The sequence below is a fragment of the Sphingorhabdus arenilitoris genome, assembly GCF_042651485.1.
Lineage (GTDB): Bacteria > Pseudomonadota > Alphaproteobacteria > Sphingomonadales > Sphingomonadaceae > Sphingorhabdus_B > Sphingorhabdus_B arenilitoris.
This window is the reverse complement of sequence record NZ_JBHSDH010000013.1, coordinates 66,912-80,160: the sequence shown is the minus strand read 5'-3', so window position 1 is coordinate 80,160 and position 13,249 is coordinate 66,912. Positions and strand designations below refer to the sequence as shown.

The following is a 13,249-nucleotide window of genomic DNA, read 5'->3' as shown; positions in this document are numbered from 1 at the left end:
AGGGGCAGAACCTAACCCCTGCCCACTCGCTTGCTGCGCCACAAATATATACCGGCGGCAATAATGATGCCTGCGCCGCCTAGCGCGGTTATGTCGGGCCAGTTACCGAAAAATAATATACCCAGCGCCATCGCCATCACAATCTGCACATAAACCATCGGCGCAACCTGCGCGGCCGATGCCTTGGTAGTCCCCATATACACAAGGCTGTGGCTAAATGACGCGGTCACCGCGACCAGAGCGCAGCGGGCAACAACCGTCCAGTCGGGCCATGAAACGGCCAGCGGTTCAAAACCGCTGAAATGCCCAGCTATCGCGGCGACAATCAAAAACACTGCAGCGATAACGGCGATCAGGAACTGCATTTGAAGCGCCGAGCCAGCGCTTGCAACTTGGCGATTACCAATCATGACACCGGCCATGCCAAAGGCTGCGATCAGCGGCAGAAACGCCGCCCAGCCCAAAAGCTCAACATTGGGCCGCAATATAACGATCACCCCTGCAAAAGCTATGATTGAGGCCAGCCAGGTTGCCTTCGTCGCGCGTTCGCCCAGAAATAATGCGGATAATAAAGCGGTTATCATCGGGCTGCTAAACTGAATCGCGGTTGCTTCGGCAAGCGGCATCAGGAAGATGGCGCTGAAAAAACATACAGTCGCCAGCGCAACCATGGAGCCGCGTAGCAATTGCGCCTTGGGCATCGGTATATGAAATGCCTGCCTTCCCTCCACCTTCCATAACAGTAGCCCAAGTCCAGCGGCACCTATCGTATAGCGTAAAGCCGCAATCGCCGTTCCCGGCCAATGCCCCGCCATAGATTTGATAATCGCATCGCCGACCGACAAGCCAGCAAAGCCGCAAAGCGCCAAAATCAGGCCGCTATTGGTGATACGAGAGAGCATGATGGATACAGAAACCCTGATTATCTTTCCGGGGCTTTAGATCAGCCATACAGCAAAGCATAGGCATTTGGCCGAAAGTGTTACGAGTTTGTTTACCATTTTACATTAGAGCGTCCGGTCTAGAGATTAACCAACAATGGGAGCGGCCCGCTGTGAGCGCATTTGGCAAGAAACCTGGCATGGGCGGATCACGTCCGTCTTTTGGTGTGGCACGGCCCATGGGTGGCGGTTCTAAAAAGCCAGTCGAAACCGACGAAAACGCCGGGAAATCAGGCGGCGAACAATTTCCCAAAATTGAATCCGTTGAATTGCCTGGCACCCCTGTGCCATCCAAAGATCAGGATGCAATGTCACGGCTTGCCGACCGGGCATCCGCGCTGAACGAAGCCCCTGCCGAAGTCGAAGGTTTTGAAGCATCGGTTCATAAAATCAAGGAACAGGTTCTCCCTCGCCTGCTCGAACGTGTTGACCCGGAAGCTGCGGCAACGCTGAATAAGGAAGAGCTGACCGAAGAATTTCGGCCAATTATTTTGGAAGTTCTTGCAGAGCTGAAGCTGACACTCAACCGGCGCGAGCAATTCGTGCTTGAAAAAGTGCTGGTGGACGAACTGCTCGGTTTTGGACCGCTCGAAGAATTGCTGTCTGATCCCGAAATTTCCGACATCATGGTCAACGGCCCGGCGCAAACCTATATTGAAAAAAGCGGTAAGTTGCAGCTCGCACCGATCCAGTTCCGCGACGAAGAACATTTGTTTCAAATCGCTCAACGGATCGTGAACCAGGTTGGCCGCCGCGTCGACCAAACCACCCCACTCGCCGACGCCCGTTTGAAAGACGGCAGCCGCGTTAACGTAATTGTCCCGCCGCTTTCTTTGCGCGGCACAGCTATTTCGATTCGTAAATTTTCGGAAAAGCCGATCACGCTCGATATGCTCAAAAATTGGGGCGCGATGGATGAGAAAATGTGCACCGCGTTGAAAATTGCGGGGGCGTGCCGGATGAATATTGTTATTTCCGGCGGTACGGGTTCGGGTAAAACCACCATGCTCAACGCCCTGTCGAAAATGATCGATCCGGGCGAGCGCGTGCTGACGATCGAAGATGCGGCCGAACTTCGCTTGCAGCAACCGCACTGGCTGCCGCTCGAAACCCGTCCTCCAAACCTTGAAGGACAGGGCGCGATTACCATTGGCGACCTTGTGAAAAACGCCCTTCGTATGCGGCCTGACCGGATCATTCTGGGTGAGATTCGCGGCGCGGAATGTTTCGACCTTTTGGCTGCTATGAACACAGGTCACGATGGTTCCATGTGTACGCTTCACGCCAACAACCCGCGCGAATGCCTCGGCCGTATGGAAAATATGATCCTGATGGGCGATATTAAAATCCCGAAAGAGGCCATTTCGCGCCAGATTGCCGAATCGGTTGATTTAATTGTTCAGATTAAGCGTCTGCGAGACGGTTCGCGCCGCGTGACCCACATTACCGAGGTTATCGGGATGGAGGGCGACGTGATCGTGACGCAGGAGCTGTTTAAATTCGAATATCGCAGCGAAGACGATAACGGTAAAATTTCGGGCGAATATGTCCCCGGCGGCGTGCGCCCTTATACATTGGAAAAAGCGCGCCAATTCGGTTTTGATCAACCCTTTTTGGAAGCGTGTCTGTAAAGCGTTTCAACCGCCAAATTCGGTTTTGATCGTTAGGGCGATCGCAGCCACGGTGATAAAAATGCTGAGGACGGAAATGCCCGTCCACGGCATGAAGCCGACCTTTTCAAGGTTGATACGTTTAACGCGCCTGCGATCAGCAAAAATGCTGAATAACGATGTTGTCGCCGCCAATATGGCGACGATCATCCACAAATGATCGTTCCACAAGCCGGTCAAATATTCCAATATTGATCCCATGATCCTGACCATCTGGCCTTGCGGCACGAATTGTTCAAGGCTTTGACTATTCAATATGGCGAATTTCTCCTAACGCCGGAAAATGAAACCGGGCATCCCCCAAACCCCGCCGCTTGAATGGCCAAATAATCGCATTCTGTTCGGCATCATGTTGCGGCTGCTCGCGATGGCTGCGCTTGGGATCATGTTTGCGCTGGTTAAATTGGCCAATGACGCGGGCGTCCATGTCGGCGAAAGCCTTTTTTGGCGGCAATTAACCGGATTGCCGGTCGTCATAGTGTGGCTTTGGTGGAATAATGACCTGACAGCGATCAAAACACATAGGCCTTCATTGCATGCGATACGGATGACGCTTGGCCTTACGGCAATGGCGCTTAACTTTTGGGCGATGACCTTGCTTCCGATGGCAGAGGCGACGACTTTGAGCTTCGCAACACCGATATTTGCAACCGTTCTGGCGGCTTTGTTGCTGCGCGAACAAACAGGGCGCTATCGCTGGGCAGCGGTTATGGCTGGGTTTGCTGGTATCTTATTTGCCACTCGCCCAGGCGGCAGCGATATCGCGCCGTTTGGCGCATTGGTTGGTTTATCGGGCGCCTTGCTGACCGCCAGCGTGTCGATCCAATTGCGACGCATGACGCGAAGCGAGACAACCGGTGCGATTGTATTTTGGTTCAGCCTGTCTTCTTTACTGCCATTGGGCCTCATCATGTTTTTCGTCGCTAAGGCACATAGCGCCGAAGCCTGGACCTATCTTGCCGGGCTAAGCTTTGCTGGTGCCTGTGCTCAGATATTATTGACGGCGGCCTTACGCCACGCGCCAGTCGCTGCGGTGATGACCATGGACTATAGCGGCTTGCTATGGTCGGTGCTGCTTGGCTATTTCATATTCGCCAACATTCCGGGGCCAGGTGTATGGGTTGGCGCGCCCATCATTATATGCGCCGGTATTGTCATAGCGTGGCGCGAACATTTTCTGGCGCGAAAAGCTGCTAAGGGTTAGTAGCGCTTCACCTTTTCGGGAATCGCGCGGCGGTTCATAAGCACGGGTATCTGGGACCGCACGGCATCGATGCGCGCAAGATCGAGGTCGGCATAGCCAAGGCCCTCACCATCCCCCATATCCAGCAAAACCTCTCCCCAAGGATCAACCACAAGTGAGTGGCCAAATGTTTCGCGGCCATCATCATGGTTACCAGATTGGGCCGCAGCAACAACGAAAGCCGCATTTTCAATCGCCCGCGCCCGCAGCAGGCTATGCCAATGCGCCCGGCCCGTGGGACGGGTAAAGGCGGCAGGAACCGCAAATATCTGAGAGCCGGCTTGGCTCAAACGGCTGTAAAGTTGCGGAAAGCGCATATCATAACAGATGGTCAGTCCCATAGGCCCAAGGGGGGTATCAACCATGACCGCTTCATCACCAGCACCATAAGCCGATGATTCGCGCCAGCTTTCGCCGCTGGCCAAATCGACGTCGAATAAATGCATCTTATCATAGCGTGCGGCAATTCCGCCCAAAGGGTTGATTACCACCGAGCGATTGGCCAGTTTGTCCGGATGTACCTCCGATTGCACTGCGACTGAACCCAGATGGGCCCAAATTCCGGCTTTGCGTGCGGCGTCACATAGTGCTGTAATAGCAGCTGATTCTGGCTCAGCGACAATATGCCGCTTCGCGCGCTGCCGATCGCGGTCCAGCAAACAGCTCATTTCCGGCGCAAAATAGAACATCGCACCAGATTCGGCCGCAGACGCAATGGCACTTTCCATTTTGGAAATATTTTGTTGCGGATGAATACCGCTCCGCATTTGATGGACCGCAATTTTCATCTGTTTGCTTTTCAATTATTGCAGGAACCAAGATTGCCCCGAACATAGTAGAGGAGCAAACGATAGAAAGTAAATTGTGACGAATCGGCAACAAGCCGAAAAAACAAGACAAAATGTGGAAAATGTTTCCCCAAGGGTTGAAATGTCTGCCCCTTTGTGTAGAACCATGGCCAGAGATACCCACTCAACGAAATAATAAGGAGCATAACGATGCGTTTCGGTAAAAATTCTTTGGCTGCCGTTGCTGCCGCAACTTTGGTGCTTGCACCTACGATTGCTCAGGCTGCACCTGCTGCTAAAGCAGCGTCAAATCAAGTAGAGCGTGCAAGCGCTTCGCCTCAGGACGAAAGCAAATTGGAAGGCAGCACGGGGATCATCCTCGCTATCTTGGCTGCCGCAGGTATCATTGCTGGCATCGTGATTGCTGCTGGCAATAACGAAGATACACCAACCAGCCCAGGCTGAATGTTGTTGGATTCTTTTTAAGAAGGGCGGCCAAATGGTCGCCTTTTTTTTGTCCTAAAACAATATATTGCTCGCATATTGGAGCATCCAGACAAAATGGGGGTCGGTCATGACAACGGCTAATAATGGTTTCAAAATCTTGGTGACAGGCGGCGCTGGCTATATCGGTAGTCATGCGGTCCTCGCGCTGAAAGACGCAGGCTGGTCGCCGGTTGTTATCGATAATTTAACGACTGGATTCCGCTGGGCGATTCCAGAAGATGTTGCCTTTATCGAAGGTGATATTGCCGATTCCGATTTAGTTGCAAAGACCACTGCCGACCATAATATCGGTGCGATCATGCATTTTGCAGGGTCGATCATCGTCCCCGAATCGGTCGAGAACCCCCTGAAATATTATCACAACAATACCGCGAAAAGCCGGGCGTTGATCGAATCGGCAGTGACAAATGGCGTAAAGCATTTCATTTTCTCCTCCACCGCTGCGACCTATGGCGTTCCAGAGGAAAGCCCGGTTCGCGAAGATACCCCAACTTTACCAATCAACCCTTACGGCCTGTCAAAGCTGATGACCGAATATATGCTGCGCGATGTCGCCGCGGCGCATGATTTCAACTATTGCGCGCTACGTTACTTTAACGTGGCAGGCGCAGACCCGCAGGCACGCACCGGCCAATCCACTGCGGGCGCAACTCATTTGATAAAGGTGGCGGTTGAAGCGGCACTGGGCAAACGGGACAAAGTGGCCGTTTTCGGCACCGATTATGATACGCCCGATGGCACAGGTGTGCGCGACTATATCCATGTCAGCGACCTGGCGGCGGCACATGTAAAGGCACTCGAAGCTTTGGTTGCAGATCCGGCGCTGTGCCACACGCTCAATTGCGGGTATGGCCGGGGTTTTTCCGTGTTGGAAGTTTTGGACGCAGTGGACCGTGTGACGAATCAAAAAATTATCCGCGACCTGCAAGGCCGCCGCGCAGGCGACCCCGATGCGTTGATATCGGATAATCGCGCCATCATCGAACGCTTTGGCTGGGAACCGCAATATGCCGACCTCGACACCATTGTTGCCCACGCGCTGGCATGGGAAAGGCAGCTGAGCGACCGACGCTAACCCGCACAGCAATCATGCTATTTCCCCTGCCCTTGCGCTTTATGGCAATTGATCCCATATCCGCTGGATGAGCGATAATTCCCACCACGCCGCGCCGGTTTGGCACGGCACCACCATCATGTCCGTCCGTAAAAATGGTAAAGTCGTCATCGCTGGCGATGGCCAGGTTTCAATGGGGCAGACCGTCATGAAACCCAACGCGAAAAAGGTCCGGCAATTGCATGACGGGTCGGTCATTGGCGGATTTGCCGGGGCAACGGCCGATGCCTTTACCTTATTTGACCGGCTGGAGAGAAAGCTGGAACAGCATCGCGGCCAATTGATGCGTGCGGCGGTCGACTTAGCCAAGGATTGGCGCACCGATAAATATCTGCGCAATCTGGAGGCGATGATGATCGTTGCGGATAAGGAAGTAACGCTCATTCTAACCGGTAATGGTGATGTGCTTGAACCGTTGGACGGAATTGCCGCCATCGGTTCGGGAGGAAATTACGCCCTATCCGCCGCGCGTGCCTTGATGGAATATGAAGAGGACGCAGAAAAACTGTCGCGAAAGGCCATGGCCGTTGCCGCCGACATCTGTGTTTATACCAATGATCAATTAACGGTTGAAACGCTCGACAGCGTATCCTGAACCCTCTCCTTATTGGAAAAAGACATGAATAACTCCCTTACGCCAAAAGCCATTGTTGCGGCGCTCGACGAACATATCATCGGGCAATCCGACGCTAAACGTGCGGTTGCAGTAGCGCTGAGAAACCGTTGGCGCAGGCAGCGGCTGTCTCCCGAATTGCGCGGCGAAGTGACGCCCAAAAATATCCTGATGATCGGCCCCACGGGATGCGGTAAAACCGAGATAAGCCGGCGCTTGGCAAAACTAGCGGATGCACCCTTTATCAAAATTGAGGCCACAAAATTTACCGAGGTCGGATATGTCGGGCGCGACGTGGAACAAATAGCCCGCGACTTGGCCGAAGAAGCCGTCCGGCTGGAAAAAGACCGCCGCCGCGAACAGGTACGCGAGGCCGCAGAAAAAGCGGCAATGGAACGGCTGTTAAAACCCTTGGCGGGCGAAACCGCCAGTGAGGCAACGCGCGAGGCATTCCGCCAACGTATTATCGAACATCATATGGACGACGTCGAAATAGAAATCGAAGTTGCGGACACACCCACTGCTCAAATGGAAATTCCCGGTATGGGCGGCAATATTGGAATGATTAACCTGTCCGATATGATGGGCAAGGCCTTTGGCGGGGACAAGCTGAAACGCCGCAAGATGAAGGTGCCCGATGCCTGGGCAAAATTGGTTGAGGAAGAAGCGGAAAAGCGTCTGGATCAGGACGATGTTGCCCGTGTTGCCCTTGCCGATGCCGAGGCCAATGGGATCGTATTCTTGGACGAGATAGACAAAATCGCGGTCAGTGACGTGCGCGGCGGATCGGTCAGCCGTGAAGGCGTGCAACGCGATTTGCTGCCCTTGATTGAAGGCACGACGGTTGCCACCAAATATGGACCGATGAAAACCGACCATGTTCTGTTCATTGCATCGGGCGCTTTTCACGTTTCAAAACCGTCAGATATGTTGCCCGAATTGCAGGGCCGCCTCCCGATCAGGGTGGAATTACGCGCGCTGACCCATGCAGATTTTGTGCGCATATTGTCGGAAACCCGCGCCAATCTGGTGGAGCAATATACCGCCTTGCTCGCAACCGAGGAAGTGACGCTGGACTTCACCGACGACGCCATCGATGCAATTGCAAAGCTTGCCGCCGACGTGAATGACAGCGTCGAAAATATCGGTGCGCGCCGGTTGCAAACGGTGATGGAAAAATTGCTAGAAGACGTCAGCTTTGAAGCAGAAGACCGCAAGGGTGAGAAGTTGAAAGTCGATGCAGCCTATGTAGAAAAGCAGCTATCGGGCATCGCCAAGGACAGTGACCTCTCCAAGTATATTTTATAATATTTGCGCGCGCTCAGCATGACGCTGTGATCGGTTATCATTTCTCATCACCCCCGGCGGTAGCTCGCGATATCACAGCCGCAATCGGTCAATCCTGAATCATCGCCTGAGCATCGCAAACTGTTTGGCGTGCTTCAGCGTCCCGCAGGCACCGCGCCTGCCCCCTTGGCCGTGATCTTTTCCGGGCGAACCGTCAACTTCCATGCCTTATCATTCCGGAAATAGCGTTTGGCCAGATCCTGTAAACGTGCAGGCGTCACGTTGTTGAAATCGGTATATAACCGGCCAAGCGCGTCAAAACGCCGCGAATCAAACGCCGCACCTTTCAGATATTGCAGCCAGAATGTATTCCCTGACGATGCCCGTTCAATATATTGTTTGATCGGTTCGACAGCCCGTTGCAGTTCGTCATCGCTGATCGGCGTGTCAATCAAATCCTGTGCGACGTCATTCGCAAAGGCGTAAAATTTATCGACATCCTGCGGACGCACCTGCGTATAGGCCATCAAATAACCGCCCTCCGGGAAATTTTCGGGCCAATTATTCGCCATGTCCGGGCTATAGCTTGCGGCCTGTTCGGCGCGGAATTTTTCGAACAACCTGTCCCTGAAAATTGCGGCTAAAACATCCAATTCGCGGCTTTCCGAAATCTGCTCCAACCCGCCGCCTGTTGGCCAAGCGATCAGCGCCGCGACCTGATCCTGCGGTCCTTTATGGGTTAAGGTAACCGGCTTTTTATTGTCTTTCGGAAACGCCATTTGCAGCTGAGTGTCGCTAGGCGGCACATCTTCACGCGGCTTCATCGCGCCAAGGGTTGCGGATAATGCCGCTACTGCTTTGTCCCTATCAAAATCGCCAAATATGATGACCTCAATAGGTCCTTGTTTCAGCAATGGTGACCAGAATTCTTCAAATTTTTCCGGTGTTAATGCGTCAATTTCCGCCGGACTAGGGGATTTCCAGCGGCGGTCCTTGCTGCGGATCAGATATTCGAGGTCCCGCTGCAGAACCGAATTGGCCGACATTTCAAAACTATCATAATTGGCTTTTGCGCTCGCCTTTGCGCGGGTGACAGGCCCCGGCCGCCAGCCGGGATGCTCCAGCTTCGCCGCGATCAACCGCAACTGATCCGCCAGATCATCGGGCCGCGTTGTGCTCGAAAATTCAAACGCATTATCTTCGATGCTGAAATCAAGGCTGATACGGCGGCCTTTGACAATCTCGTCAATTTCGGTGCGGCTTAACTCGCCCACACCATTATCGCCCAAAACCAGCGGCCCGGCCCATAACAGGTCCCCGCCCTTGGCCGTAAAGGATTGATAGCCTTTGCCAAAACGGACGATCATCCGGATCTGATCATTTTCGGCCTTATTGGGATCAAGCAATGCCCGCACCCCATTGGCAAATTGCACCGTTTCAATTTGCAGCCGGGGATGCACTCCGCTGGCAACAACCCCTCCGGGTGGCCCCAAAGCAGGCAAGTCATCGATGGTCAGCGTTTTTTCGGGCAAACGGGCATCGGCATTGGCGACAACATTTTCGGTAAAGGCCCGGGCGAGCCGATCCTTCATCACCTGCGCCCCGGCGCCGTCGGCTTTCGGCGCAGTCAGGAACACACGTTCCGCATCTGCCGCAAATAGCCGCTTGAGCGCCGCATGAACATTGTTAGGGGTCAGCCTTGCATCCATTGCTGTAAACACATCCAGCACGGTTTGAGGCGCGGCGACGGTTTCGCGAATATCCACCGCCGTGATTATCGAATCTGCCTGTTTCGCCGCGCTTTCAAAACGGTAGCTTTGCACCTGCGTCCGGAACACATCGAGAAAATCGCGTTTTTCCCGGTCAACATCCATTTGCGATGGCGGGGTGGCGAGCGCATCGGCAATGATCGCCCGGACATCGGTTACCGCTGCTTCCCATTGCCCATCAACGGGCTGTATTGCGATTTGCGTGGTTTCGGCTGAACGCGCCAAATCATTCGTATCAATGCCCGCAAAAACAAAGCTCGATCCTTCACGGGCCGCTCGCTCCAATCGCCGGTTGACCATCGCCGTTGCCAGATATTCGGTCAAAATACTTTCGTTATAGACAATGGTATCATCCTTCAACGTCCATGGGCGCAGCCACGCCATGGTGACCAATGATGGCATTGTCGGTTCGATAAACAGGTCGGCGGTTTCCCCGGCCGCTGGTTTGCCGAAATCAGGCTGTTTTGCCGGGATACCTTCGCTGGGCCAATCGCCATAATATTTTTCAATCATGGATGCCATAACCGCAGGGTCGCCGTCGCCTGCGATTACCACAACTGTATTTTCTGGCCGGTACCAGCGCTGGTGAAACGCCGCCAACCGTGTGGCATCGGCGGACAGCAGGGTTTCCGTGGTGCCAATTACCGCCCGCTTGGCAAGTCTTTGCCCCTGATATAAATGTTCGCGCAATTTATTGGCAGCATCCTGTCCTGCGCCGCTGCTTTCCCGCTGTTCGGCCAGGACGATTGCCCGTTCAGCATTCAGCGCCGTTTCCGAAATGCGCGGCTCGCGGATCATGCCGGACAGGATTTTCATCGACTCTTCGAAACGGGCATCATCGCTATTGGGCAGGTCGAGTTGATAGACGGTTTGGGTCGGTGTGGTTTGAGCGTTGCTGTCGCTGCCAAAGGTGACGCCGAAACGCTGCCATATCCGCTTTGCCTCGCCATCAGGCACATGCGTGGAGCCACGAAAGGCCAAATGTTCGATCAAATGGGCAAAGCCTTGCTCATCATCCTTTTCGTGGAGCGAGCCTGCATCAATGCGCACGCGGATCGACATTTGCTTGGCCGGAACATCATTATTTTTCACTGCATAACGCAGACCATTTTTCAACGTGCCGAAAGTCCAGCTTTCATCAACCGGAATATCGCTGCCTTCATACAGCCAGGGCTTTGTATCTGCTTTGGCGGAAACTGCATCTGCGGCAGGCGCGGCATCGGTCAAGGATTGCGCAAATAAAGGTGCAGGCAACAGGAGCGCCGCAAGCGGCAGGAGAAGGCAGATAATCGGTTTTTTCATATTAACCTTAATGATGGCAAACGCCTTTCTGGCGGATGAACGACAATCGATCCAGCAGCGTCAAATGCCGCCATCAATCGCGGGATAGCTAAGCCCCTCAAGGCCGGATTTCAGTGCTTCTGAACATTGATTAAGCTTCACCGGGTCGACCGACCGGATAACGAAATTTGCGCCCACACGGCCTTCGCGGAAAAAGGGATAGCTGCCAATTTGGCACCCTTCATGCGCTTTTTCGACATCGGATAGCAGCGCAGCGACTTCGCTTTCCGCGACCCAGCAACCGACCTGATGCGACAATAACGGATCGCCGCCCTCCAACGTGCCGGTCAGCGCGTCGAGCATACCGGCGGTGATATGCGGAACGCCCGCCATAATGTAGATATTGCCGATACGGATGCCGGGTGCGCCCGACATCTTGTTGGGGATCAGTTCTGCTCCATCGGGCACCCGCGCCATGCGCAGCCGGCCGGGATTAATCCCGCCACGGCTTTCATAATATTTATGCAGCACCGCACTCGCCTCTGGATGGATCACTACTTCCACGCCCAGCGCGGCGGCAATGGCATCGACCGTTATATCGTCATGGGTGGGGCCAATCCCGCCTGTGGTAAACAGGTAATCATGCGCCGCCCGAAGCGTATTCACGGCCTGTGCAATCGCATCCATGTCATCGGCAACAACCCGCACTTCTTGCAAACGTATCCCCTGAATATTCAGCCACAGGGCAATTTGCGAAATATTTTTGTCCTGTGTGCGACCGGAAAGGATTTCATCGCCAATGATGACGATTGCGGCGGTGTAGATGCGTTTTTTATCCATAACTCTCCTCTGCCACAAAGCCAAACAAAGTCCAATAAAACACTTGCGCCTAATCTGTATTATACTACTGATACACTAAATTAGCATTAGGATAGAATATGCGTGTTTTGATCTCGTTCATTGCCCTTTTATGCGCAACCTCGGTGGCAGCGCAGACACCTGCTTTTGATCCCAAAAGTTGGAAAGGCGAACAGGCGGGACCACCAACGCAGGTTTTGACATTGGGCAGCGCGCATCTGGGCCAAATGGAACAGCCGGTTACCACGCAAATGCTCGAACCATTGCTGGATAGGCTGGCTGCCTATAATCCTACGGTAATTACGCATGAGGGCCTGTCCGGCGAACAATGCGATATTGTGAACCGCTATCCGGCGCGTTATCCGAATATATTCAACGATTATTGCTGGGGGACGGCCGAGGCGGAAAAAGCAACCGGCCTGACTGTTCCCGCCGCGATGGCCCAGGTTGAAAAAGCACTTATAGATTGGCCATCAAAGCCCTCCGCTGCGCAGCGCCGCCATCTCGCGGCATTGTTTCTGGCCGCAGGAGACCGGCCTTCTGCGCAAGTGCAATGGCTGCAATTGCCCATGGCAGAGCGCAAGGAAGGCAATGGAGTTGACGGGGCTTTGTTAAAAATATTGCAGCGGGACGGTGCAAAGCCCAACGAAACCTATGAGATTGCCGTAAATCTTGCCGTCCGGCTTGGCCTGCAACGGATATATGCGGTGGATGACCACACCGCGGACAGCATTTACGAACTGGTGGATTCAGACTTTGAAGCTGCCATTCAGAAAATCTGGAGCGCGCCTACCGGCCCGGATATGGCGGATTATAATAAAAAGCAGGCGCAAAATTTGGAAAGCGGCGACATCATCGCTTATTATCGTGCGCTCAATGATCCCCAGACACAGCGTCTTCTCATAAGCGTGGATTTCGGCAATGCCCTGAAAGATAACACGCCGAAACTCTATGGCCGCCAATATGTCGCTTGGTGGGAAACCCGCAACTTGCGCATGGTGGCCAATATCCGCGCGGCATTCGGCAACCATCCGGGCGCACGCGTGCTCAATATCGTCGGCGCATCGCACAAGGCTTATTATGATGCCTATCTTGACATGATGCATGAGGTGCAACTGGTTGATGTAGAATCTATCCTGAAATAAACTTGCCCTCGCAAAATGCGTAATCATGGCGTA

General features: G+C 53.8%; 12 protein-coding genes. 7 read left to right on the top strand and 5 right to left on the bottom strand.

Going from position 1 to position 13,249, the window contains the following annotated elements:
* Positions 1-11 precede the first annotated feature (11 nt).
* Positions 12-902, bottom strand: a complete 891-nt coding sequence (locus ACFOWX_RS04450) for a DMT family transporter (RefSeq protein ID WP_381421725.1) — start codon at positions 900-902, stop codon at positions 12-14.
* Between the two features lie 152 nt (positions 903-1,054).
* Here ACFOWX_RS04450 and ACFOWX_RS04445 point away from each other — a divergent pair, with 152 nt between their 5' ends.
* Positions 1,055-2,572, top strand: coding sequence for a CpaF family protein (locus tag ACFOWX_RS04445; protein WP_381421723.1), 1,518 nt, complete (start codon positions 1,055-1,057; stop codon positions 2,570-2,572).
* A gap of 6 nt (positions 2,573-2,578) precedes the next feature.
* Here the strand turns inward: ACFOWX_RS04445 and ACFOWX_RS04440 are convergent, their stop codons facing one another.
* Positions 2,579-2,866 (bottom strand): hypothetical protein, encoded by a 288-nt coding sequence (locus tag ACFOWX_RS04440; protein ID WP_381421721.1) that lies wholly within the window; start codon positions 2,864-2,866, stop codon positions 2,579-2,581.
* 28 nt (positions 2,867-2,894) lie between these two features.
* Between ACFOWX_RS04440 and ACFOWX_RS04435 the strand changes: the two genes are divergently transcribed.
* Positions 2,895-3,815: a DMT family transporter gene (locus ACFOWX_RS04435; protein ID WP_381421719.1), complete on the top strand. Its 921-nt coding sequence runs from the start codon at positions 2,895-2,897 to the stop codon at positions 3,813-3,815.
* Here the strand turns inward: ACFOWX_RS04435 and ACFOWX_RS04430 are convergent.
* A complete protein-coding gene (locus ACFOWX_RS04430; protein WP_381421718.1) occupies positions 3,812-4,642 on the bottom strand; it encodes a carbon-nitrogen hydrolase family protein in 831 nt (276 codons plus the stop codon). The two genes, ACFOWX_RS04435 and ACFOWX_RS04430, sit on opposite strands and share 4 nt — an antisense overlap.
* A 210-nt stretch (positions 4,643-4,852) precedes the next feature.
* On the opposite strand from ACFOWX_RS04430, the gene ACFOWX_RS04425 reads away from it, so the two are divergent.
* The 4 genes from ACFOWX_RS04425 to hslU all read left to right on the top strand — a co-directional run bounded on the left by ACFOWX_RS04425 (position 4,853) and on the right by hslU (position 8,184).
* Entirely contained in the window at positions 4,853-5,107 is a 255-nt protein-coding gene (locus tag ACFOWX_RS04425; protein ID WP_381421716.1) for a hypothetical protein, read from the top strand.
* A gap of 109 nt (positions 5,108-5,216) precedes the next feature.
* Complete coding sequence (gene galE / locus ACFOWX_RS04420; RefSeq protein WP_381421714.1) at positions 5,217-6,224, top strand: UDP-glucose 4-epimerase GalE; 1,008 nt, start codon at positions 5,217-5,219, stop codon at positions 6,222-6,224.
* A gap of 67 nt (positions 6,225-6,291) precedes the next feature.
* Positions 6,292-6,858 carry an ATP-dependent protease subunit HslV gene (gene hslV, locus ACFOWX_RS04415; protein ID WP_381421712.1) on the top strand — a complete coding sequence of 189 codons (567 nt, stop codon included), beginning with the start codon at positions 6,292-6,294 and terminating at the stop codon, positions 6,856-6,858.
* A gap of 24 nt (positions 6,859-6,882) precedes the next feature.
* Positions 6,883-8,184 carry an ATP-dependent protease ATPase subunit HslU gene (gene hslU / locus ACFOWX_RS04410; RefSeq protein WP_381421711.1) on the top strand — a complete coding sequence of 434 codons (1,302 nt, stop codon included), beginning with the start codon at positions 6,883-6,885 and terminating at the stop codon, positions 8,182-8,184.
* 134 nt (positions 8,185-8,318) lie between these two features.
* Here hslU and ACFOWX_RS04405 read toward each other — a convergent pair whose 3' ends face one another.
* Both ACFOWX_RS04405 and ACFOWX_RS04400 read right to left on the bottom strand, forming a co-directional pair.
* A complete protein-coding gene (locus tag ACFOWX_RS04405) occupies positions 8,319-11,234 on the bottom strand; it encodes a M16 family metallopeptidase (RefSeq protein ID WP_381421709.1) in 2,916 nt (971 codons plus the stop codon).
* A 60-nt stretch (positions 11,235-11,294) separates the two neighbouring features.
* Positions 11,295-12,053 (bottom strand): competence/damage-inducible protein A, encoded by a 759-nt coding sequence (locus ACFOWX_RS04400; RefSeq protein ID WP_381421707.1) that lies wholly within the window; start codon positions 12,051-12,053, stop codon positions 11,295-11,297.
* A 98-nt stretch (positions 12,054-12,151) separates the two neighbouring features.
* Here ACFOWX_RS04400 and ACFOWX_RS04395 point away from each other — a divergent pair, with 98 nt between their 5' ends.
* Positions 12,152-13,216, top strand: coding sequence for a DUF5694 domain-containing protein (locus tag ACFOWX_RS04395; protein WP_381421706.1), 1,065 nt, complete (start codon positions 12,152-12,154; stop codon positions 13,214-13,216).
* Positions 13,217-13,249: the final 33 nt, after the last annotated feature.

Excerpts from the sequence above, each read along its gene's own strand:
- galE (WP_381421714.1), top strand. The coding sequence starts at position 5,217 with ATGACAACGGCTAATAATGGTTTCAAAATCTTGGTGACAGGCGGCGCT.
- ACFOWX_RS04450 (WP_381421725.1), bottom strand. The coding sequence starts at position 902 with ATGCTCTCTCGTATCACCAATAGCGGCCTGATTTTGGCGCTTTGCGGC.
- ACFOWX_RS04425 (WP_381421716.1), top strand. The coding sequence starts at position 4,853 with ATGCGTTTCGGTAAAAATTCTTTGGCTGCCGTTGCTGCCGCAACTTTG.
- hslV (WP_381421712.1), top strand. The coding sequence starts at position 6,292 with ATGAGCGATAATTCCCACCACGCCGCGCCGGTTTGGCACGGCACCACC.
- ACFOWX_RS04400 (WP_381421707.1), bottom strand. The coding sequence starts at position 12,053 with ATGGATAAAAAACGCATCTACACCGCCGCAATCGTCATCATTGGCGAT.
- hslU (WP_381421711.1), top strand. The coding sequence starts at position 6,883 with ATGAATAACTCCCTTACGCCAAAAGCCATTGTTGCGGCGCTCGACGAA.
- ACFOWX_RS04395 (WP_381421706.1), top strand. The coding sequence starts at position 12,152 with ATGCGTGTTTTGATCTCGTTCATTGCCCTTTTATGCGCAACCTCGGTG.
- ACFOWX_RS04435 (WP_381421719.1), top strand. The coding sequence starts at position 2,895 with ATGAAACCGGGCATCCCCCAAACCCCGCCGCTTGAATGGCCAAATAAT.
- ACFOWX_RS04430 (WP_381421718.1), bottom strand. The coding sequence starts at position 4,642 with ATGAAAATTGCGGTCCATCAAATGCGGAGCGGTATTCATCCGCAACAA.
- ACFOWX_RS04405 (WP_381421709.1), bottom strand. The coding sequence starts at position 11,234 with ATGAAAAAACCGATTATCTGCCTTCTCCTGCCGCTTGCGGCGCTCCTG.